Annotated in this window: 18 protein-coding genes; 10 read left to right on the top strand and 8 right to left on the bottom strand. The window is 61.9% G+C overall.

Features of this window, described 5'->3' with window-relative positions:
• Positions 1-22: 22 nt before the first annotated feature.
• Both ACSAMM_RS01540 and ACSAMM_RS01545 read right to left on the bottom strand, forming a co-directional pair.
• Positions 23-559 (bottom strand): CarD family transcriptional regulator, encoded by a 537-nt coding sequence (locus tag ACSAMM_RS01540; protein WP_457789281.1) that lies wholly within the window; start codon positions 557-559, stop codon positions 23-25.
• Between the two features lie 205 nt (positions 560-764).
• On the bottom strand, positions 765-2,594 hold the full coding sequence (locus tag ACSAMM_RS01545) for a MutS-related protein (RefSeq protein ID WP_457789283.1): 1,830 nt from the start codon (positions 2,592-2,594) through the stop codon (positions 765-767).
• Positions 2,595-2,757: 163 nt separating this feature from the next.
• Here ACSAMM_RS01545 and ACSAMM_RS01550 point away from each other — a divergent pair, with 163 nt between their 5' ends.
• The gene (locus ACSAMM_RS01550) at positions 2,758-3,225 is read left to right on the top strand and encodes a VOC family protein (RefSeq protein WP_457789284.1); all 468 of its coding nucleotides are present in this window, start codon (positions 2,758-2,760) and stop codon (positions 3,223-3,225) included.
• Positions 3,226-3,351: 126 nt separating this feature from the next.
• Here ACSAMM_RS01550 and ACSAMM_RS01555 read toward each other — a convergent pair whose 3' ends face one another.
• The 4 genes from ACSAMM_RS01555 to ppdK all read right to left on the bottom strand — a co-directional run bounded on the left by ACSAMM_RS01555 (position 3,352) and on the right by ppdK (position 8,484).
• Positions 3,352-4,077: a zinc ribbon domain-containing protein gene (locus tag ACSAMM_RS01555; RefSeq protein WP_457789286.1), complete on the bottom strand. Its 726-nt coding sequence runs from the start codon at positions 4,075-4,077 to the stop codon at positions 3,352-3,354.
• Between the two features lie 183 nt (positions 4,078-4,260).
• On the bottom strand, positions 4,261-4,488 hold the full coding sequence (locus ACSAMM_RS01560) for a helix-turn-helix domain-containing protein (protein WP_457789288.1): 228 nt from the start codon (positions 4,486-4,488) through the stop codon (positions 4,261-4,263).
• A 360-nt stretch (positions 4,489-4,848) separates the two neighbouring features.
• Positions 4,849-5,592 carry a zinc ribbon domain-containing protein gene (locus ACSAMM_RS01565; RefSeq protein ID WP_457789290.1) on the bottom strand — a complete coding sequence of 248 codons (744 nt, stop codon included), beginning with the start codon at positions 5,590-5,592 and terminating at the stop codon, positions 4,849-4,851.
• Positions 5,593-5,847: 255 nt separating this feature from the next.
• On the bottom strand, positions 5,848-8,484 hold the full coding sequence (gene ppdK, locus ACSAMM_RS01570) for a pyruvate, phosphate dikinase (RefSeq protein ID WP_178721606.1): 2,637 nt from the start codon (positions 8,482-8,484) through the stop codon (positions 5,848-5,850).
• Between the two features lie 337 nt (positions 8,485-8,821).
• On the opposite strand from ppdK, the gene ACSAMM_RS01575 reads away from it, so the two are divergent.
• From ACSAMM_RS01575 to ACSAMM_RS01600, 6 genes are all read left to right on the top strand, one after another.
• A complete protein-coding gene (locus ACSAMM_RS01575; protein WP_178721634.1) occupies positions 8,822-9,781 on the top strand; it encodes a ribose-phosphate diphosphokinase in 960 nt (319 codons plus the stop codon).
• A 361-nt stretch (positions 9,782-10,142) separates the two neighbouring features.
• Positions 10,143-10,742, top strand: coding sequence for an aminoacyl-tRNA hydrolase (gene pth / locus ACSAMM_RS01580; protein ID WP_457789292.1), 600 nt, complete (start codon positions 10,143-10,145; stop codon positions 10,740-10,742).
• Positions 10,743-10,775: 33 nt separating this feature from the next.
• Positions 10,776-11,135 (top strand): hypothetical protein, encoded by a 360-nt coding sequence (locus ACSAMM_RS01585; RefSeq protein ID WP_457789294.1) that lies wholly within the window; start codon positions 10,776-10,778, stop codon positions 11,133-11,135.
• A gap of 103 nt (positions 11,136-11,238) precedes the next feature.
• Positions 11,239-14,712, top strand: coding sequence for a transcription-repair coupling factor (gene mfd / locus ACSAMM_RS01590; protein WP_178721612.1), 3,474 nt, complete (start codon positions 11,239-11,241; stop codon positions 14,710-14,712).
• A gap of 71 nt (positions 14,713-14,783) precedes the next feature.
• Positions 14,784-15,986: an amidase domain-containing protein gene (locus ACSAMM_RS01595; RefSeq protein WP_178721614.1), complete on the top strand. Its 1,203-nt coding sequence runs from the start codon at positions 14,784-14,786 to the stop codon at positions 15,984-15,986.
• 11 nt (positions 15,987-15,997) lie between these two features.
• Complete coding sequence (locus ACSAMM_RS01600) at positions 15,998-16,219, top strand: hypothetical protein (protein ID WP_457789295.1); 222 nt, start codon at positions 15,998-16,000, stop codon at positions 16,217-16,219.
• Positions 16,220-16,419: 200 nt separating this feature from the next.
• Here the strand turns inward: ACSAMM_RS01600 and ACSAMM_RS01605 are convergent, their stop codons facing one another.
• Positions 16,420-17,178: a glycoside hydrolase family 25 protein gene (locus ACSAMM_RS01605; RefSeq protein WP_457789297.1), complete on the bottom strand. Its 759-nt coding sequence runs from the start codon at positions 17,176-17,178 to the stop codon at positions 16,420-16,422.
• 27 nt (positions 17,179-17,205) lie between these two features.
• Complete coding sequence (locus tag ACSAMM_RS01610; RefSeq protein WP_457789299.1) at positions 17,206-18,096, bottom strand: radical SAM protein; 891 nt, start codon at positions 18,094-18,096, stop codon at positions 17,206-17,208.
• Between the two features lie 207 nt (positions 18,097-18,303).
• On the opposite strand from ACSAMM_RS01610, the gene ACSAMM_RS01615 reads away from it, so the two are divergent.
• From ACSAMM_RS01615 to ACSAMM_RS01625, 3 genes are all read left to right on the top strand, one after another.
• Positions 18,304-19,686 (top strand): serine hydrolase domain-containing protein, encoded by a 1,383-nt coding sequence (locus ACSAMM_RS01615; RefSeq protein ID WP_457789301.1) that lies wholly within the window; start codon positions 18,304-18,306, stop codon positions 19,684-19,686.
• A 146-nt stretch (positions 19,687-19,832) separates the two neighbouring features.
• Complete coding sequence (locus ACSAMM_RS01620; RefSeq protein WP_457789303.1) at positions 19,833-20,567, top strand: DUF5058 family protein; 735 nt, start codon at positions 19,833-19,835, stop codon at positions 20,565-20,567.
• 50 nt (positions 20,568-20,617) lie between these two features.
• Positions 20,618-21,292, top strand: a complete 675-nt coding sequence (locus ACSAMM_RS01625) for a hypothetical protein (RefSeq protein WP_457789305.1) — start codon at positions 20,618-20,620, stop codon at positions 21,290-21,292.
• Position 21,293: the final 1 nt, after the last annotated feature.

Consider the following 21,293-nt stretch of genomic DNA (forward strand, 5'->3'; position numbering starts at 1 on the left):
CAGCGGCGAGGCCTTTTTGATGTTATGAAGGGGTACTGCCGTTGACGCGGTGAAGGATATAGGGGAGCACCTCGTCGCGCTGTATATGCAGTACATGAGCGAATTCCTCATACAGCAGCTTTTCCGCCTGCTTCATGAAGCGCTCGTCCTCCAGACGGGGCTTTTTGTTCTGGGCCTTCTGGGTCTGGGCGCGCAGATACAGGGTCTTGATCAACCGGATGAGATCGCTGGGATCGCCGCCGGCGAGAATGGCTTTATACCGTTCCCGGCGGGCGTTGTCGTCGGCGATCCAGATGGAATCCTCCTCCGGCATGGCGTCGATGAGGGCGGTGATTTCCGCCTCGGACATCACCCGCCGCATTTTCGCTGTCAGCGCCTCGTTGCCCACCGGCACGAAAATGGTGGCCGATTCCTCGAAAACCGGCTGCAGGACGTAGTAGGCCCGCAGGCCGCCGCCCACGTCCTTTTCCGCGATGTCCGCGATGCGGCAGACGCCGCTCTGGCCGTACAACACGGTATCCTGGACATGGTAATGCATATTGCTTACATTTTTTTGCATAAATCCTCCTGCTTTTTCCGCATAAAACCGACCGCTTCCGAACAGAACCGTTTTTGAGCGTTTTCTTTCGAACAAAAACGCCCGAAAAAACGTGCCATCCGCTCCAACCGGTACAGCCGAAGCACATGACACGTTGAGTTCCTTAAAAGTATAGCACATTTTTCAACAGAATGTCATAGGCAAAATGCACAAACCGTCGGGAGGACTATCTGTCGGGAGGCGAAACCGGGGGTTCCGCTGGGAGGATCCCGGCCAGGCGGAGCAGGTGCCTTGCGTTGGTGGTGGTGCACCGGCCGGGGTGGATGGTGTAATCGAAGAGAATTTCGTCCCCGGCGTACCGCTCGGTGAAGTGGTAGTTGACCGCGTCGGCGGTGGGGTCGTTTTCCAGGGCGCAGAGTTCGAAATCGTGGGTGGTCACGAGGGTCATGACGTGAGGGGCGGCCAGGCGGCGGATGGTCTCGGTCGCGCCCAGGATCCGGTCGCGGGAATTGGTGCCCTTATAGATTTCGTCGATGAGGGCCAGCAGGGGGCGGCCCTCGTCCGCGGCGTCCACGATGGACTTGACCCGCAGCAGCTCAGCGTAGAAGGTGGAAATCCCCTGGCTGACGCTGTCCTCCGTGCGCATGCAGGTCATCACCCGCATCCGGGAGACGCGCAGCTGGGAGGCCAGCACCGGGCCGCCCGCGTAGGCGAGAAGGAGGTTCACCCCGATGGTGCGCAAGAAGGTGGTTTTCCCCGACATGTTGGAGCCGGTGACCACGCAGGTGCGGCGGGACAGCCGGAAATCATTGCCCACCGCCTTGTCGGCGGGGATGAGAGGGTGGCGGAGATCGGCGAAGGAGAGGGTGGGAGCGGCGTCCTCCGTCACGTCGGGAAAGACGGTCCGCCGTGTCTGGCAGAGAACGGCCAGGCTGGTCAGAGCCTCCAGCTCGCCGATGGTTTCCAGCCAAACGGGCATATCGGCGGCATGGGCCTTTTGCCAGGAGGCAAAGCGGCGCACGCAGTGAAAGTCCCATAAAAACAGGCCGTTATACAGGATGAAGGCCATGAAATTGTGCCGCATTTTCACCGCCTCCCCGATATGGGCGAGGGAGGCGAGGGCTTTGGCCGCGCCGCCGTCCCGGCGGATGCGTTCCCGCAGGGCGGCAAGACCGGGACTTTCAAAGGGTTCCTCCTCGATAAGGGCGATGAGGGCGGCGTAGGGAGCGACGGAAGCGCCGAAGCGGAACAGGGGATTCAGCACCCGACCGGTGGCGGAAAACCGGGCGAGGGCCGCCAGCAGCTGGAGCACCACGAGGCAGCCGCCGATGGTCAGGTTGAGGGGTGGGTTCATCCCCACCAGGGCGGAGAGGAGGAAAAACAGGGCGGCGAAGGGCAGGGCCCAAGACAGCACCGTCCCGATTTTCGAGGGGCGGCAGGGGATCTTGCAGACCTCTAAAAAGGCGGCGATGGCCTGGGCGTCCTCCTTGGCGCGGCCGGCGGCCATGTCCCGGCCCAGGGCTTGCAGCTTCAAAGAGAATTCCGGTTTGCCGGCCAGTTCTTCCACCGCCCGCTGGCGGGCGGACAGCTCCTCCGGCGGACAGCCGTCCTTCAGAAACGAGGCCAGGCGATCCCGGCCGTAGACGGTATGAGCCGCGCAGAGAAACTGATACAGGGATTCCCGGCCGAAGATGTCCAGATCCCGGCCCTGGGGAAAATCGGGGGTTAGATAGCCCTTGCCGGTGATGGGGAAGGCTTTCCAGCCGTCGTCCATGCGGGCCAGATAGTCCTGCGCGGTCTGCTTCATGGCCCGGGCGGCCCGTTGCCGGCGCTCGATCCTGTCGTGCCGGCGGACCAAGAGGACGAAAGCGGCCACGGCCAGCAGGCAGAGGGGAAAGCCGGCCCAGCCGTTCCACTCCAGCCCGAGAATGAAAAAGACGAGGGCCGCCAGGGCGGCGGCGGCCCTCAGCCAGGAGCAGCGGGTAAACCGGGCGTCCAGCGCGGCGAGCTCCCGCTCGCAGGCGGCGATGCGGGCCCGATACAGGTCGGTCGGCAAGATAGGTCAGCCCTTTCCGGAATTTGTCAGATACCTACATGATACCACGGGGACGGGCGGATATGCAAGGAAAAGGGCAAGGGGATTGCCATTTGGGCCTGGATACGCTATGATAGTCCATGCGGCGCGGCTTTTCAGGCGTCGGCGGAAGGGAGAGGGCGTTATGCGATACACAGGCACGGTGATAGCGGTTAAGGATATCCGGGCGGCCAGACGGTTTTATGAGGAGCTGTTCGGCCTGGAGGTCTATCAGGATTATGGGCGTAATATCACGTTTACCTGCGGGATATCGCTGCAACAGGATTTCGGTTGGCTGGTACAGCTGCCCGCCGATCAAATCGGGAAAAAGCCCAACAACGTCGAGCTGTGCTTCGAGGAGGAGGCCTTCGACGCTTTCTTGGAGAAGCTGAAGGGCTATCCGCGGCTGGAGTTTGTCACCGGCGTCATCGAGCACAGCTGGGGGCAGCGGGTCATCCGGTTTTATGACCCGGACGGTCACATGATCGAAGTAGGCGAAGCGATGCCCATGGTGATCCGCCGGTTCCTTTCCGCCGGTCTGACGATGGAGGAAATTTCCGTGCGGATGGACGCGTCCGTCGCCGATTTGGAAAAGCTGCTCGAACGATCCTGAAGTGGCGATGGCTGGGGCCTGTGTTGCTCTGGCGTCAAGCGGTTGATCCGACAGGTTTCCCCCGAAGAATGAGAAAGCGCCCCGGCGGTTCATGACCGCCGAGGGCGTTGTTCATGTGAATGCGGTTCATTTTTGATTAAGGGCCTCGTGCATCCGGTAGATTTCGTCCAGCTGTTCTCGCACCGCCGACTCCATAGGCTCCCGATACAGATAGTCGTCGAAACGGTGCTGGGCTTCTCGGAGAGTGTCCGCGCGACCGCTTTCGAGATAGTCGATAAACACACGGGCGTATGCCGGATGCAGGCATTCCGCCGGCATCCGTTCTTTTGCCAGCGTCAGGCCCTCCTCAATGGATTTGGATTGTAAAAGGGCGCGGAAATCCGCTTCTTTACGTGCCTGAACCCTTTCCAGAGAGGGAAGTTGCCTGTTTAGCCGCCGGTACTTTTTGATATTGTGGACGCTCATCCAGAGGGTCACCACCAGCATAACGCTAAGCACTACGCCAAAGCCGATTCGCGTCCCCAAGGTTATCCAGCCGGAGGTTTTACCCAGCATGATGGAAAGAATCATGGCGCTTAAAAAAAGGGTGACGGCTGACCCGATGATGCCGTATAGCGAGTAAATCCGGCTGCTGCTGCGTTCCGACAGACTGTTCTCCCGTTCCTTGACAGCTGCTTTCCAGGCGCAGTAGCTTTCCCAAGCCGACTGGACGGCCTCTTCTGCCTCGTGCAGCTGAGCTTTGTTATCGACGCCAAGTGCTTTCGCCGGATTCCGCGTGTTTGTCGGGGCACCGCAGGATGGGCAGAACGCGGCTCCTTTCGGAAGGAGTGAGCCGCATTGTTGGCAATACATATTCCTCAACCCCTTTACTGCTGTATGTATGTCAGTGTATAGCGTTCCGCAGCATTCGTCAAGTGTTAGACAGAAAACGAAACGCCAGTATGTTTGCGGAGTACCTCAAGTACAAGGAGAAGCGGGCGAGCGATGCTCGCCCCTACAAGGCTATCCGTACATAGAGATGACACAACAGAGTGTTCAGCCACCCTTTGGGGGATAAGGTTTGATTGTATCTGTTCGCTCAAGCAGATAGTCCACGCTCGTATGATAGTAATTGGCAAGACTGCAAAGTACTTCGATTGGAATACTCCGAATATGGTTTTCGTAGTTACTGTACGAGCTTCGCGTTATTTGCAGATAGTCCGCCAATGCCTGTTGGCTTAAGTCTCTGTCTTCACGCAGCTCTTTAATTCTATCATATTTCATTATTATCACCGTTTATTAGTATACCTGACACGAAATGTGTAGTTGACATTTGACACGATTTGTGTCATAATAAATGTGAGGTGATAATGATTATGAAGTATGAGCACACTTGTCAGGACTGTGGGTATTTCCGTCCGCACTATATTTGGAGTCGGCGGTATCAGGCGATTGATTACGGGCACTGTGTCCATCCGCCGCGAACCAGGCACCGTCGTCCGGAAACGGCGGCCTGTATCAAATGGACGCCGCAGACGGCGACTTATCAACGGGACTATGTGCCGCCGTCCAAGAGAAACGGCGCACCATCCGTATGAGAAAACGCCCCCGGCGGATGACCGCCGGGGGCGTGCTTTTGTGAATTTATTTTCTACTGAGCGCATCATACATCCGATATATTTCGTTCAGTTGCTCACGGGCTAACTGCTCCATTTTCTCCCGGTGCAGGTAGTCGTCAAAGCAGCTTTTAGCTTCCTTGATGGTATCTGCACGTCCGTTTTCCAAAAATTCAATGAACACGCGGGCGTATTCCGGGTTTCGGCATTCCGCAGGCATCAATTGGCTTGCAAGATCAAGACCTGAAGCCACGTCCTTGGACTGTGTAATCGACGTAAACTCCTCTTCTTTTCGTGCTTTCTGCCGCTCTAATTCCGGAATCTGCGCTTCAAATTTTTTCCTTTTTCGGATATAGCTGACGGTTGACCAAAGGCACATGAGCATCCCCAGGCCGAACATAACAGCTAAAAGGGATAGTCCATTTTTGGAAGCCTCCGGAACTGATTTCATTGAAGTTAGCAGCAGTAGCATGAATACACCCAAAATTCCAATGATTACCAGACAGACTAGGCTCAAAAAGGCGTTGCCTTTGCATTTGTTCCGCTTCACGATGCATTTTTTCAGTTCGTCGCTGGCTTTTTGGCTTTCATACGCATGGGCCCAAGCTGTCCGGATGGCTTCTTCCGCTCGGTGCAGCTTTGGCAGATAGCTCTCTTTATCATATGGAGCTTTTACCGCCGGTTCTGGTGTAGCAACGCCTTGAGCAGCACCACAGGATGGGCAGAAGCCCGCCCCCTCCGGAAGGAGTGAGCCGCATTGTTGGCAATACATATTTTTCAACCCCTTACTCCTGTATGTATGTCAGTGTATAACATTCCGCTGCGTTCGTCAAGCGTCTGGCGGAAAACGGAACGCCGGTATGTTTGCGGGGTACCTCAAGCCGGGGAGAGGCGGGCGAGCGATGCTCGCCCCTACAAGGCTATCCGTATACGGCGGCAATGACTACGATCCACAATGTATACGCTCCACAGAGAAAGCGCCCCCGGCGGATGACCGCCGGGGGCGCTTTGTATACAGGGGGAAACCTTATTTCGCGTTCTTTTCCTTGATGGCCGCCTGCGCCGCCGCGAGGCGGGCGATCGGCACGCGGAAGGGGGAGCAGGAGACATAATCCAGGCCGATCTCGTGGCAGAACTCCACGGAGGAGGGGTCGCCGCCGTGCTCGCCGCAGATGCCGCAATGCATGGTCGGGCGGACTTCCTTGCCCAGTTTGACCGCCATCTTCATCAGAGCGCCCACGCCCTTCTGATCCAGCTTGGCGAAGGGATCGCTCTCGTAGATCTTGGTGTCGTAGTAGGCGTCCAGGAACTTGCCGGCGTCGTCGCGGCTGAAGCCAAAGGTCATCTGCGTCAGATCGTTGGTGCCGAAGCAGAAGAACTCGGCCTCGGTGGCGATCTCGTCGGCCGTCAGGGCGGCGCGGGGGATTTCGATCATGGTGCCGACCTCATACTTCAGGTCGATGCCGGCGGCGGCAATTTCCGCGTCGGCGGTGGCCACGACCACGTCCTTAACATATTTCAGTTCCTTCACGTCGCCGACGAGCGGGATCATGATTTCCGGAACGATGTTCCAGTCCGCATGGGCTTTCTTGACGTTGATGGCCGCGCGGATGACCGCGGTGGTCTGCATCTTGGCGATTTCGGGATAGGTCACGGTCAGACGGCAGCCGCGGTGGCCCATCATGGGGTTGAACTCGTGCAGGGAGGCGATGAGGGCCTTGATGTCCTCCACGGATTTGCCCTGGGTCTTGGCCAGCGCCGCGATGTCCTCTTCCTCAGTGGGAACGAACTCATGCAGCGGGGGATCCAGGAAGCGGATGGTGACGGGGCAGCCTTCCAGCGCCTCGTAGAGCTTCTCGAAATCGCCCTGCTGATAGGGCAGGATCTTGGCCAGGGCGGCCTCGCGGCCCTCCACGGTGTCGGCGCAGATCATCTCGCGGAAAGCGGCGATCCGATCCTCTTCGAAGAACATGTGCTCGGTACGGCACAGGCCGATGCCCTCGGCACCCAGTTCCCGGGCCTTCTTCGCGTCGGCGGGGGTGTCAGCGTTGGTGCGCACCTTCAGGCGGCGGAACTTGTCGGCCAGCTCCATAATGCGGCCGAACTCGCCGGCGATCTCGGCGTCCACGGTGGGGATGACGCCGTCGTAGATATTGCCGGTGGAACCGTCGATGGAGATATAATCGCCTTCGTGGTAGACCTTGCCGGCCAGTTCAAACTGCTTGTTTTCCTCGTCCATCTTGATGTCGCCGCAGCCGGAGACGCAGCAGGTGCCCATGCCGCGGGCCACGACGGCCGCGTGGGAGGTCATGCCGCCGCGCACGGTCAGGATGCCCTGGGCGGCCTTCATGCCGGTGATGTCCTCGGGAGAGGTTTCCAAGCGGACCAGGACGACCTTCTCGCCCTTTTCCTTCCAGGCCACCGCGTCGTCGGCCGTGAACACGACCTTGCCGCAGGCGGCGCCGGGGGAAGCGCCCAGGCCTTTGCCGGCCGGGGTGGCCGCCTTGAGCGCCTTGGCGTCAAACTGGGGATGCAGCAGGGTGTCCAGGTTGCGGGGGTCGATCATGGCGACCGCCTGCTCCTCGGAGATCATGCCCTCGTCCACCAGGTCGCAGGCGATTTTCAGAGCCGCTTTGGCGGTACGCTTGCCGTTGCGGGTCTGCAGCATATACAGCTTCTTGTCCTCGATGGTGAATTCCATATCCTGCATGTCGCGGTAGTGATCCTCCAGGATGTGGCAGATGTCCACAAACTGGCTGTACACCTCGGGCATGACCTCTTGCAGCTTGGCGATGGGGGAAGGAGTGCGCACGCCGGCCACGACGTCCTCGCCCTGGGCGTTCATCAGGAACTCGCCCATCAGCTTCTTCTCGCCGGTGGCGGGGTCGCGGGTGAAGGCCACGCCGGTGCCGGAGGTGTCGCCCATGTTGCCGAAGGCCATCATCTGCACGTTAACGGCGGTACCCCAGGAGTAGGGGATGTCGTTATCACGGCGATAGACGTTGGCGCGGGGGTTATCCCAGGAGCGGAACACGGCCTCGATGGCGCCCATGAGCTGCTCTTTGGGATCGTCGGGGAAGTCTTTGCCGATCTTCTCTTTGTACTCGGCCTTGAACTGGCCGGCGAGAACCGCCAGATCCTCGGCGGACAGCTCGACGTCCTGGGTCACGCCCTTTTCGGCCTTCATCTTGTCGATGAGTTCCTCAAAATACTTCTTGCCGACTTCCATGACCACGTCGGAATACATCTGGATAAACCGCCGATAGCAGTCCCACGCCCAGCGGGGATTGCCGGATTTCTTGGCGATGGCTTCCACCACGTTCTCGTTCAGGCCGAGGTTGAGGATGGTGTCCATCATGCCGGGCATGGAGGCGCGGGCGCCGGAACGCACGGAAACCAGCAGGGGATTTTCCTTGTCGCCGAATTTCTTGCCGGTGATGGCTTCCATCTTGACGATGTACTCCATGATCTGCGCCTGGATATCGTCGTTGATTTTGCGGCCGTCTTCATAATACTGCGTGCAGGCTTCGGTGGAAATGGTGAAACCCTGGGGAACCGGGAGACCGAGACCGGTCATCTCCGCCAGATTGGCGCCCTTGCCGCCCAGCAGCTCGCGCATTTTGGCGTTGCCTTCGCTGAAAAGGTACACATACTTGTGACTCATAGTGGTAATTGACCTCCTACGTATTTTTTGGGCCTTTGCTTTCCCACATCTTGCTGTCTGTTCAAGATCCAAGAAAAAGATTCCAGATTACAGTATGAACAGAGCCGTCTAGTATTATAACAAACTATCCCTGACATTTCCAGATTATTATAGGAATTCACAGGAAATTTACCCTTTCCACAACCATTCGTCGCTTTTCCCAGGATAGTCTGTGGATTTTATTACAGGGAAAAGGCTTGAAAACAGCGGGCTTTTTTGCCATAATATAATGCGGGTAGGGTTGTTTCAGATGAAAATTGCTCGAACCGGCCGGACAGCCGGAGAAACGGGGGACGGCATGAATTTTCACGGCAAGGACATCAAAATTTTTTCCGCCAATTCCAACCGGATGCTGGCGGGGCAGATTGCCGAAGCGCTGGGGCTGCCGGTGGGCAAGGCCAAGGTGACTACCTTCAGCGACGGGGAAATCTCGGTGTCCATCAACGAATCGGTGCGGGGCTCCGACGTGTTTGTCGTCCAGTCCGTGAGCACGCCGGTCAACGACCATCTCATGGAGCTGCTGATCATGATGGACGCCTTCAAGCGGGCGTCCGCCGCCCGGATTACGGCGGTTATCCCCTATCTCGGCTACGCCCGGCAGGACAGGAAGTCCAAGGCGCGGGATCCCATCTCGGCCAAGCTGGTGGCCGATCTCATCACCGCGGCCGGGGCCGACCGGGTGCTGACCATGGACCTGCACGCCCCGCAGATACAGGGGTTTTTCAACATACCGGTGGATCATCTGGTGGGCGCGCCGCTGCTGGCGAACTATTTCAAGAAGCTCACGGCCGAGGAGCCGGGGGAATACGTGGTGGTGTCTCCCGATCTCGGGTCGGTGACCCGGGCGCGGAATTTCGCGGCGCGGCTGGACTGCCCGCTGGCGATTGTGGATAAGCGCCGTCAGCAGGCCAACGTCTGCGAGGTGATGAACATCATCGGCAGCGTGGAGGGCAAAAAGGTGATCCTGGTGGACGATATGATCGACACCGCCGGCACGCTGTGCAACGCGGCGACGGCCATCGTCGAGAAGGGCGGGGCCAAGAGCGTCATTGCCGCGGCCACTCACGCGGTGCTGTCCGGCCCAGCCATCGAGCGGCTGCGCAAAAGTGTCATCGACAACGTGGTGCTGCTGGACACCATCGCCCTGCCACCGGAGAAGCGGCTGGATAAATTCACTTTGCTGCCGGTGGCACCGGTATTTTCCGAGGCCATCGAGCGGATTTATGAGGATAAGCCGGTTTCTATCATGTTTGTGTAACTAGGTCTGGTAACCACATGTGGGATCGGAAAGAACCGCTCGCCGGCCGCACGGGGGGCCGGCGCCCCGCTTGGCGGGGATGCGCTTCTTCCCCTTTGGCTAGTGCCTGCGGGCGGCATAGCTAGGTCTGGTAACCACATGTGGGATCGGAAAGAACCGCTCGCCGGCCGCACGGGGGGCCGGCGCCCCGCTTGGCGGGGACGCGCTTCTTCCCCTTTGGCTAGTGCCTGCGGGCGGCATAGCTAGGTCTGGTAACCACATGTGGGATCGGAAAGAACCGCTCGCCGGTGAGTGGTTATGGATAACAAGCAGGAAAACCGCGGATGGGGCCGAACCAGGCGGTAAGAATAGGATGGGTAGTATGCTGTTTCGCAAGGCCATGCCCGCGGGGCCGGTGGAGTACATCGTCGCGGGGCTGGGAAACCCGGGGAAGGAATACGAGGGATCCCGCCACAACGCCGGATTTATGGGCATGGAGGCCCTGGCGGATCGGCTCCATGTGAAAATCGATCGGGTGAAGTTCAAATCCTACTGCGGCCAGGCGGACATCGGCGGGCGGCGGACGCTGCTGCTGATGCCCCAGACCTTCATGAACCTGTCGGGGGAAGCGGTGCGGGAGGCCATGCAGTTTTATAAAATCCCGCCGGAGCGCACGGTCATTTTGTTCGATGACATTTCCTTGCCGGTGGGCACCGTGCGGGTGCGCCGCAAGGGGAGCGACGGCGGGCAGCGGGGGATGAAGAGCATTATTTATCTTACCGGCAGCGATCAGTTCCCCCGGGTGAAAATCGGGGTGGGGGCCAAGCCGCATCCCGACTACGATTTGGCGGCGTGGGTGCTGTCCAAGTTCACCAAGGAGGAGGCGCCCCGGATCCGAGAGGCGGCGGACCACGCGGCACAGGCCGCCTGCCTGATTGTAGAGGGCCAAATCGACGAGGCGATGAACCGGTTTTCCAAGTAACAGCCGACAGAAAACAGGGAGGAGGAGCGGCCAGTGTCTGAGCTGACCCCGAAAGAGCCGAAAACCCCAGAGGAGAAGCGGGCGCGGGCGCATAAAATCCGCACCATGGTGCTGGACATGTTCCTGCCGGTGCTGGCGGCGCTGTTCCTCATCCTGGCGGTCATCTGGCCGAATTCCATCATGGCGTCCCTGGCGGGGATTTTCGCCGGGGCGGTGCTCATCCGCTTTTCCGTCACCCGGTACCAGGGAGAGCGGGGGATGCAGGTCTTCGACAAGCTGGCCATGGCCGGGGGGATCGTGCTAATCCTGCTGGCGGCGGTGCGGCTGGTGCTGATGGGGCTGATTGCGGCGGGCGTGCTGGAACGGGGCGTACTGCCGTTCCCGCAGCTATAAGAGAGAAAAAAGCAGGCGGTTTTCGCCTGCTTTTGTGCGCCGCGAGACGATGGCGCATATATGGCAAATCGTGGCGGGGACGCCGAAAGGATTGGCTTGAGCAATGGGCGTTTTTGACAGAGGGATGGCCTCTTTACCCCAATACGGCGCGCTGTGCGCCGATATCCGGGACGGGCGGCTGCCCGTTTCGCTGACGGGGCTGGGACATATTCATAAGGTGATGCTTGTACACGCTTTGTGCGCCTGCCTGGGCCGCAAGGCGGTTTTCATTGTGGCGGACGAGGCGGAGGCCAACCGGGTATGCGAGGATCTGGCCTGTCTGGGGACGACGGCGCTGCTGCTGCCCGCGCGGGATTTATCCCTGCGGCGGGTGGAATCCACCTCCCGGGAATACGAGCAGATGCGGCTGGGGACGCTGGCGAAGATGGCGGCGGGGGACTACCAATGCGTGGTGGCCTGCGCCGACGCGGCGGCCCAGTTCACCCTGCCGCCCGACATGCTGCTGCGCCGGACGCTGCGGCTGCGGGAGGGGACGCCCCTGCCCTGCGGCAATCTGTCCGCGGCGCTGGTGAGCGCGGGGTATGAGCGGTGCGATCAAATTGAGGGGCCGGGGCAGTTCTCGGTGCGGGGCGGGATCATCGACGTGTACCCCGCCGACTGCCCGTCGCCGGTGCGCCTCGAGCTGTGGGGCGACACGCTGGACACCATTTCCTACTTCGATCTGCTGACCCAGAGGCGCACTGAGGGCCTGAAAGAGGTGGCCATCACGCCGGCGGCGGAAATCGTCTACGACGATGCGGAAGAGCTGGCCGGGGCCATCGAGGCGCTGGCGGCGGGCCTGCGGGGCCGGGGGGCTGCGGCGCAGAAGGAGAACCTGCTGGCGGACAGCGAGCGGCTGCGGGCGGGGGGACAGCCCGCGTCCCTGGACAAATACATCCCGCTGATATTCGATAGACCCGCGACCCTGTTCGAGTACGCGCGGGGGGCGATGGTGTTCGTTTCGGAGCTGTCGCGGGTCAAGGAGCGGATGCGCACCTTCCAGTGGCAGCTGCAGGAGGACGTGAAGACCCTGCTGGAGGAAGGGCAGCTGTGCCGCGGGCTGACCGAATACGCCCTGGACGAGGACGGGATGCTTTACGAGCTGGAGCGGGGGAAGTGCATCCTGCTGGACGCCTTTGCCCGCGCGGGGCAGGATATCCATCTACGGGGCGTCTACAACGTCAGTGCGCGGCAGCTGCCCGTCTGGTCGGGCGGGCTGGAGCTGCTGGCCGAGGATTTGGAGGATATGCTGCGCCGGGACATGGCGTGCGTGGTGCTGGCGGGGCCGGAAGCCAAGACGGCCCAGACCCTGGCGGCGGATCTGGCCGAGAAGGGAATCCCGGCCCTGTACGCCCCCGCGCCGGAGGCACCGGTGAAAAAGCGGGTGCTGGTCATGCAGGGGGGGCTGTCGTCGGGAGCGGAGTTCCCGGAGGCGGGGTTTGCGGTCATCACCCACGGGCGGGTGTCGGCGCGGCGGGCCGCCCGGCGGGCCAAACGGGACAAGAGCGCGGAGATCCACAGCCTGGCGGAGCTGAAGCCGGGGGATTACATCGTGCACGCGGCCCACGGCATCGGCGTATATCAGGGGATCCACCAGCTGGAGGTGCAGGGGGTGGTCAAGGACTACCTCAAGCTCCAGTACGACAAGGGGGACACCCTGTACGTGCCGGTGACCCAGCTGGATTTGGTCAGCAAGTACATCGGCACCAAGGACGAGGTGAAGGTCAAGCTCCACCGCCTGGGGGGCCAGGAGTGGCAGAAGGCCAAGACCCGGGTGCGCGCGGCGGTCCGGGACATCGCCAAGGAGCTTATCGCTCTGTACGGCAAGCGGATGGCCACCCCGGGGTTCGCCTTCGATCCGGACGGGGAGTGGCAGTACGATTTCGAGCGGCGGTTCGAATACGAGGAGACGGAGGATCAGCTCCGCTGCATCGAGGAAATCAAGGGGGACATGGAGCGCACGGTGCCGATGGATCGGCTGCTGTGCGGGGACGTGGGCTTCGGCAAGACCGAGGTGGCGCTGCGCGCGGCGTTCAAATGCGTGTCCCAGAGCAAGCAATGCGTGCTGCTGGTGCCCACCACCATCCTGGCGTTCCAGCATTACAACACGGTGGTGCGGCGGTTCGAGGGGTTCCCGGTGAAGGTGGAAATGCTCTCCCGCTTCCGTACGGCGAAGCAGCAGGAGGAGATCATCCGCCGGGTGCGCGCGGGGGATGTGGACATCCTCATCGGCACCCATCGGATGCTGTCCAAGGATGTGAAATTCAAGGATCTCGGGCTGTTCATCGTGGACGAGGAGCAGCGGTTCGGCGTGGCGCAGAAGGAGCGGATCAAGGAAATAGCCCCCAACGTGGACGTGCTGACCCTGTCGGCCACCCCGATCCCCCGCACGCTGAACATGGCCATGAGCGGCATCCGGGACATGTCGGTCATCGAGGAGGCGCCACAGGACAGGCGGCCGGTGCAGACCTATGTGCTTGAGCACGACAACGGCATTATCACCGACGCCATCCGGCGGGAGCTGCGCCGGGGCGGGCAGGTGTATTATCTCCACAACCGGGTGGAGACCATCGAGCGGTGCGCGGCGGGGATCCAGATGCGGATTCCGGAGGCGCGGGTGGGCTTCGCCCATGGCAAGATGACGGAGGATCAGCTTTCCGAAATCTGGCGGCAGGTGCTGGAGAACGAGATCGACGTGCTGGTATGCACCACCATCATTGAGACGGGGGTGGATATTCCCAACGTCAACACCCTGATCATCGAGAACGCCGACCGGTTCGGCCTGTCCCAGCTGCACCAGCTGCGGGGGCGGGTGGGGCGGTCGTCCCGGCGGGCCTTCGCGTATCTGACCTTCGTGCGGGGCAAGGTGCTCACCGACGTGGCGTCCAAGAGGCTGGAGGCCATGCGGGAGTTCACCGAGTTCGGCGCGGGGTTCAAAATCGCCATGCGGGACATGGAGATCCGGGGGGCCGGCAACCTGCTGGGCGCCCAGCAGCACGGGCACATGGAGGCGGTGGGATACGAGATGTATCTGCGGCTGCTGGCCGAGGCGGTGGGCGAGGAAAAGGGCGAGACCGTGGCCGACCGGGAGGCGGAATGCCTCATCGACCTGCAGATTTCCGCCCATATCCCCGAGTCGTATATTGCGGCCAACGCCCAGCGGCTGGACGTGTACCGCCGGATTGCGGATATCCGCACCCACGAGGACAGCCTGGATGTGTACGACGAGCTCATCGACCGCTTCGGCGAGCCGCCGGCGGCGGTGCAGGGGCTTATCGACGTGGCCCTGCTGCGCAACATGGCGGCCGAGCTGGGCATTTACGAGGTCAAGCAGCAGCAGGACAGCCTGCTGCTCTACCAGCGGAAGCTGGATTTAGAGGTCGGGGCGCGAATGTCGGCGGCCATGAAGGGCCGGGTGATGGTCAGCGCGGGAGCCAAGCCTTATTTCGCGGTGAAGATTGGGCGGAATCTTACGCCGCTGGATACCCTCCGGGAGGCGCTGGAGGCGGGAACGCCGGAGGAGAAGAAGGGCAATTGAGGAGAGCCGCCGCAGATTCTGCGGCGGCTCGGCTTATTTGTGCAGCCGCCTAGGGCGGCGAAGGGGAGGCTATGAACGACATGCGGGGGCTGCGGAGACGGACGGCTTGGCTGGTGCTGCTGGCAGTGGTGCTGACGGCGGCACTTAGCGGCTGCGGGGAAGAGGTGGAACGGACCTTTTTCCTTGAAGGCGTCACGCTGGAAACGGCGGAGGCTGTGCCGGATACCGACACGCGGGCGCTGCTGCGCGCCTATTTCGCCTGGCGGGCGGACAGCTTCGGCCGGGCGGCGGGAGCCGTGCCGACGGAGGGATGGGCGGAGGCTCCGGCCATGGCGGAGGCGGTAAGCGCGGCGGAGGCGAGCCGACGGGAGTGCCTGAAAACGATGATGGACGGGTGGGGGTGCGTCTATTCCGGCGCGAAAACCACGCTGCGGGTGGACAGAACGGCGCGGGCCGGGCGGTACACCGAGCTGTGGGTCTACGAGGCGGGGTATTTCGCGGCTTGGTATCCCGGCTACACGGGGCCGGACAAGGCGGACTGGTCGGGCAACGGAGTCAAGCATGTGCTGCGCATTGAGGACGGCCGGGTGGCCGCGGATATCTACCACGAGGGGCGGCCTACCGGAGCGAAAAGCGGCGATTTTGAGACGGATCCGTCCTACATCGCCTATGCGGGGCGGGTATCGCCTCCACCCGAGGCGGTGGAGGGGCGGCCGCCTCTGCTGCCCGTCAACCGGCCGCGGTTTTCGGCGGGGTACGATCCCGGCCAGGCGCTGGCTTACGCGGAGAAGTGGGCCCTATCTCGCAACCCGGCGGTGCACGATTACTCGCTGGAAGGCGGAGACTGCTGCCATTTTGCTTCCCAATGCCTGGCGGCGGGCGGCCTGCCGGAGGAGGGAGACTGGAAGGCCGGAAGCCTGGCCTATATCAATTCCACCCGGCTGTACGCCTATCTGACCGGGCCGGGGGGAGCGGGCCGGGGTATGGCGGTTATCCGCCAGAGGGATCCGGCGGGCAGGCAGGCGGCGGCCGGGGGCAAGACGGTAAAGGCGGCGCGGCTGCTGTTCCCGGGCAGCCCGGTGTTTTACCGGTGGGGCGGCGGCTATGTGGGCGACAGCAAATGGAGCCATACCGCCTTATGCGTGGGCTATCTGGGGGACGGCACCCCGGCGGTCAGTTCCCACACCGGGGACAAGTACCGGATCAAATGGAACTACGGCGGGGCGGACTGCGATTACGGAACAGCGCAGATGACGCCGGGGCCGGGAGCATAAGGAGGAAACGTATGATTCTGCGAATCGAGCAGACCCGCGCCGGGACAGCGCAGACGTTCGACGTCTATACTGACGACAGTTTGGTGTTCACCGGAAGGCTGGGAGCGGTAAGCAAGCGCCAGGAAATCGTGCTGGAGGGAAAGAACGGGCGGACGCTTACCGGGACATACCTGCCCGCGTGGGAGCTTCAGCGCCAGGCGGATCGCTGGAAACTGCCGGGATACCGCATGTGACAAAAGCGTGGTCGCTGTCGCGGTACGCGCACACCTGCGATCCCGGATGGAGGGCGGCGCATTTCCCGCAGGAGAATTTTTTCGGCAAGAGCCGATTGTTCCCGGAGGATACCTCTCTATAAAAACCGGGCCGGACGATTTTTCGTCCGGCCCGGTTTGGCATCGGGAAGGGTGAGAAGGCATCAAGGAGACGGTTCCGGTTATGCCGGGGAGCCCACATAGGCGGCAAATTCCTCGGGGGTGCCGGAAAAGACGTTCATGTCGATACAGGGCTCCCGGCCGGTATAGCCCTGCAGCCGGGCGTTGTCCGCGTACTGCCAGAAGGTCCAGGGGCGGGATGCCGGCAGGCTGGGGGTGAAATAAACGTCCCGGATCCAGAGGTCGTAATCGTCATACCGGCTCTCCAGGTAGAGGCGGTAGGCTTTCCCGGTGGCGTACAGGATGGGGCGTACGCCGTAATGGGCTTCCAGACGGCGGAGCAGGGCGTCCAGCTGGGGGTGAACGTCTGCGGCGGCGGGGGGATCCGCCGCCTTATCGCCATAGAATTCCACGTCCACCACGGGAGGAAGCGCGCCGGGCTCTCGCGGGACGGCGGCGATAAAGTTATCGGCCTGCGTCTCCCCCGGGCTGTCGTAGCTGAAGAAATGGTACGCCCCCACCCGCAGGGCGGTTTTCCGGGCCTCCTCCCAGTTGTACGAGAAGCGGGGATCCGTGAAGCCGCTGCCCTCGGTGGCCTTGATAAAGGCGAAGGAGAGGCCCTGCCCCGCCAGGGTGGGCCAGTCGATTTCCCCCTGCCAGGAGGAGACGTCCACCCCCCGGACGGGGTACCGCTCCCGGGAGGGCGTATTCAGCTTGAGGACGCCGGTAAAGAACAGGGCGGCAAGGACGGCGGCCGCCGTCAGGAGAGCGGCGGCGGGCAGAAGCCAGCGCAGAAGGCGGCGGGTTTTCAGGCTGAACATGGGGCGTTCCTCCTTTCAGTTAGTTATTTAAAACAGGGTCAGCTGTTCTTGGGGACCGTAGCCCTCCCGGATGCGGGCGGCGATGTCCTTCATCCGCCAGAGAAGACCGGCGGCCCGGCATTCGGCGGTGAACAGGGCCCACAGCTCCTTGTGCCGGGGAGAGACGCAGGCATAGCGGAGGCCGAAGGTCTCGGCGTAGCGGCGGCGCAGGCCGGGAAAGGCTTCGTCCAGGCGGTCGTAAAAGTATTCCCGCTGGTTATCCCGCAGGGTGACGCCGAAGCCGGGGCCGGCGTAAATCCAGGAGGCGCCCGCGTCGGCGGCCCGGCGGACGACGGCGCGGATATTCTCCGGCGTATCGTTGATGAAGGGGAGGATGGGCATCAGCAGCACGCCGCAAGGCACGCCCGCCCCCGTCAGGGCGCGCATGGCGGACAGCCGGGCGCTGGTGGGGCAGACACACCGCTCGATGGCGCGGCAGAGAATGTCGTCCGCCGTGGTGACGGTGAAGTTGACGGCGGCCGGGGCGTGCCGCCGGACGGCCAGGAGCCGCTGCGCGTCCCGGGCGGCCAAATCCGACTTGGTGGCCAGCACGGCGCCGAAGCCGTGCCGGGCAAGGAGGTCGAGGGCGCCGGCGGTCAGGCAGGCTTCTTTTTCGAAGGGGTTATACGGATCGCTCATAGCGCCGGTGTGCACGATGCCGCTGCGCCGCTTGGCGAGCAGCTCCCGGCGCAGGATCTCCAGGGCGTTTTCCTTGGCCCGCACGGTGTCGAAGCGCTCCACCCGGTAACAGGAGGAGCGGGAGTCGCAGTAAATGCAGCCGTGGCAGCAGCCCTTGTAGAGATTCATGTTGTAATTGGCGCCGAACCAGGCGGTATCCGCGTAGCCGGACAGGATGGTTTTGGTGGGAATGGTTTCCATAGCGCGCCTCCTTGGCAGGATGCCGGGCTTTGCCCGTCCAGGACAGTATACCAGCCAAAACCGGACAACGGGGCGTCTGTTTATCATTGTAGCATAGAAGGGAAGAGAAGGAAATACCTCCGGCGGCTTGCCAAATCCGGCGCAGGCGTGCTACAATGTCTACAGATCGAGATTCCGACAGGGTTCGACAAGGGAGGCGGTTCGGCATTGAAGACGTGGGGACGGGGACTGGCGGGGCTGCTGGCGGCGGGACTGCTGGCCGGGGCGCCCGGCTGCGGCCGGCCGGAGACCCAGGAAACCATGGCGGGCGCGCAAACCACCTCGACAGCGGCGGCGACAACCACGGCGGCCACGACGGCTGGAGCCGACGCGACGAGCGGCTCCATTGCCTTTGACGCGGCCTCGACGACCGACAAGACCACCACCACGCGCACCAAGTCCACCAGCGGCATGAGCACAGCGGCGCCGTCAGTCCAGGCGAAGCTGCGGGCGGCCATGAAAACCAGCAGCGTGCGAGGGTTGTCCCTGGTGGCATTCCGGGACAAGGAGATTGTATTCTCCTTTTACGACGGGTACATGGACGCGAAAAAGACCAGGCTGGTCAACGCGAACACCAAATACCGGATTGCATCGGTATCCAAGACCATCACCGGCATCCTGGCCATGCAGCTGCAGGAGCAAGGGCGGCTGGACATCGACAAGGATATTTCCGCCTACATGGGGGTGAGAGTCCGGTCGCCGAAATACCCGGACGCGGTAATCACCACCCGGATGCTGATGACCCACACGTCCGGCGTCATCGGCGGGGCCGCCTATGACAAAAACACGGGGGATCCCCCCTATCAGCCGCTGACCGCCGTGTTGGGGAGCAGCGGGTGCTTCACCGGGAGCCGGCCGGGAAAAAGCTTCCGCTACAGCAACATGGGGGCCGCCATGGAGGGCGGGGTCATCGAGGGGGTGACCGGCAAGCGGTTCTACGACTACGCCGGGGAGCAGTTCGCGGCGCTGGGGATGGACGCAGGCTATCTGCGTACCAAAATCAAGGACACGGCCTCCATCTCCCCCGCCAGAAGCGCGGACGTGCCGAACTGGAAGCGGGTGGAGGGCGCCTACGATACCATTCCGCTGGGGCAGATGTACTTGCTTGGGCACGGGGATCTGATCATCTCCGCCCAGGATTTGGCCCAGTTCGCTATCGCGCTGGCAGGGGATGGCTCCACGAAAACCCACCGGATTCTGTCCGCCGAATCGGTGAAGGCCATCAACACCGTCTACAGCCATTCGGGTAAGGACGGCATCGGGCTGAACATGAGCATGACGAAGGATCTGGCGGACGGGCGGCTGATTTACGGCCATTCGGGGCAGGCGTATGGGATGATCGCGGGGCTGTATTTCGACCCGGTGGATCACACGGGGGTGGTCTTCATCACCAACAGCGCCTCCACCGCCAAGAACCGCAAGGGCAAGTACACCCTCACCGGCAATCTGATGGAGATTCTCTACCGGGACGTGCTAGGCGCGCCCGCCTATAAGGGCGGGCCGATCGCGGCCCCGACGGGCAGCATTCCCATGCCGGAGGACAAGGGATAATCCGGCGGGTTCTTTTCGGTGTCTGCCACCAATAGCATAGAGGGGCTGCAACATTTTTCGTTTTGCAGCCCCTTCTTTTTTGATCTTGCCCATATGGGGCTTTTTCGGTACAATGGGAACGGAGAAAAGAGAAAAGGAGCGTGTTTATGGACAACTTCATGGCAATGGCCAATTCCGGCATGCTGTACCTGATTGCCGGCGTGGTTATCGCGTTCGTGATGATCCTCGCCGCGGTTTTTCTGGTCAAGGCCTACCGGGAGGGCGTGAAAATCGGGATGGACAAAAAGAAGATGCACAAGGCCATCACCTCGAGCATCGCTTTTACCGTGGTGCCCTCGGTCAGCATCCTCATCGGGGTCATCGCGCTGTCGGGCTCGCTGGGCATACCGATCCCGTGGCTGCGGCTGTCGGTCATCGGGGCGCTGCACTACGAAACCATGGCGGCGGACGTGGCCGCCAAGGCGGCGGGGCTCAGCGAGCTGTCGGGACAGTTGATGAACGGGGACGTGTTCGTGTCCGTGATTTTCGTGATGACCATCGGCATTATCTGGGGCGGGGTGTTCTGCGTCTTCGGCCTGAAAAAGTACCAGAGCCGGGTACTGGGCCGGGTGGGCAAGAAGGACAACCGCTGGGGCACCATCCTGTTCAACGCCATGTTTGTGGGCATGGTGTGCGCCTTCATCGGGGCGGGGTTCGCCGACCTGCGCAAAGGGAGCGTGACAAGCCTCATCGTCATCGTGGTGTCCGCGCTGTTCATGGCGCTGTTCACCTGGCTGACGGAAAAGAAGAACCAGAAGTGGATGGAGAGCTTTTCGCTGTCCTTCAGCATGGTGCTGGGGATGGCGGCGGCCATCGGGGCCAACGCCGCCGGCATCCGGTAGCGTGACAGATCCGTGCGGCCGCTTGTGAGCGGCGGAAAGGAATGGGATTTATGGCCAAGATAAAAAAAGAACGCACCTTTGACGATACCATGCATATTTACGGCCGGATAGGCACCCTTATAGCGCTGACGCTGATGCTGCTGGTGCCGTTGTTCGTGGCGCTGTATTTTCACGCCTCCCCCGACATGAAGGGGATGCTGATGGGGGCGTTGAGCATCTGTATCATCTATCTGCCCTCAAGCATCATCGAGGTGATTACCTACGCGCCCATGCTGGGAACCGGGGCCACGTATCTGGCCTTTATCACCGGCAATCTGACCAATTTGAAAATCCCCTGCTGCATGACGGCGCGGGACATTGTGGGCACCAAGTACGGCACCAAGGAAAACGAGATCATCTCCACCATTTCGGTGGCGGTGTCCTCCCTGGTGACTTGTACGGTGCTGATCCTCGGGGTGCTGCTGCTGGCGCCGCTGACCCCGATCCTGCAGAGCCCGGTGCTGCAGCCGGCGTTCAACACGGTGGTGCCCGCCCTGTTCGGGGCGTTGGGGTACAAGTATTTCAGCAAGACGCCCCTGGTGGCGGTGGCGCCGTTTCTGTGCATGACGGCGTTGTGCCTGCTGGTGCCGGCGGCGGCGTCCCAGGTGGCGATTTTGGTGCCGGTGTCGGCGCTGATTTCCATCGGGGCGGCCCGGCTGCTGTATGTCAAGGGCGTGCTGCAATAAG

Source organism: Anaeromassilibacillus sp. SJQ-5, from assembly GCF_054108045.1.

What these genes read in the sequence shown, in the direction of transcription:
- ACSAMM_RS01610 (WP_457789299.1), bottom strand. Translation starts at nt 18,096, where the DNA reads ATGGAAACCATTCCCACCAAAACCATCCTGTCCGGCTACGCGGATACC.
- pth (WP_457789292.1), top strand. Translation starts at nt 10,143, where the DNA reads ATGCTGTTTCGCAAGGCCATGCCCGCGGGGCCGGTGGAGTACATCGTC.
- ACSAMM_RS01540 (WP_457789281.1), bottom strand. Translation starts at nt 559, where the DNA reads ATGCAAAAAAATGTAAGCAATATGCATTACCATGTCCAGGATACCGTG.
- ppdK (WP_178721606.1), bottom strand. Translation starts at nt 8,484, where the DNA reads ATGAGTCACAAGTATGTGTACCTTTTCAGCGAAGGCAACGCCAAAATG.
- ACSAMM_RS01565 (WP_457789290.1), bottom strand. Translation starts at nt 5,592, where the DNA reads ATGTATTGCCAACAATGCGGCTCACTCCTTCCGGAGGGGGCGGGCTTC.
- ACSAMM_RS01555 (WP_457789286.1), bottom strand. Translation starts at nt 4,077, where the DNA reads ATGTATTGCCAACAATGCGGCTCACTCCTTCCGAAAGGAGCCGCGTTC.
- ACSAMM_RS01605 (WP_457789297.1), bottom strand. Translation starts at nt 17,178, where the DNA reads ATGTTCAGCCTGAAAACCCGCCGCCTTCTGCGCTGGCTTCTGCCCGCC.
- ACSAMM_RS01575 (WP_178721634.1), top strand. Translation starts at nt 8,822, where the DNA reads ATGAATTTTCACGGCAAGGACATCAAAATTTTTTCCGCCAATTCCAAC.
- ACSAMM_RS01600 (WP_457789295.1), top strand. Translation starts at nt 15,998, where the DNA reads ATGATTCTGCGAATCGAGCAGACCCGCGCCGGGACAGCGCAGACGTTC.
- mfd (WP_178721612.1), top strand. Translation starts at nt 11,239, where the DNA reads ATGGGCGTTTTTGACAGAGGGATGGCCTCTTTACCCCAATACGGCGCG.
- ACSAMM_RS01560 (WP_457789288.1), bottom strand. Translation starts at nt 4,488, where the DNA reads ATGAAATATGATAGAATTAAAGAGCTGCGTGAAGACAGAGACTTAAGC.
- ACSAMM_RS01550 (WP_457789284.1), top strand. Translation starts at nt 2,758, where the DNA reads ATGCGATACACAGGCACGGTGATAGCGGTTAAGGATATCCGGGCGGCC.
- ACSAMM_RS01595 (WP_178721614.1), top strand. Translation starts at nt 14,784, where the DNA reads ATGAACGACATGCGGGGGCTGCGGAGACGGACGGCTTGGCTGGTGCTG.
- ACSAMM_RS01625 (WP_457789305.1), top strand. Translation starts at nt 20,618, where the DNA reads ATGGCCAAGATAAAAAAAGAACGCACCTTTGACGATACCATGCATATT.
- ACSAMM_RS01620 (WP_457789303.1), top strand. Translation starts at nt 19,833, where the DNA reads ATGGACAACTTCATGGCAATGGCCAATTCCGGCATGCTGTACCTGATT.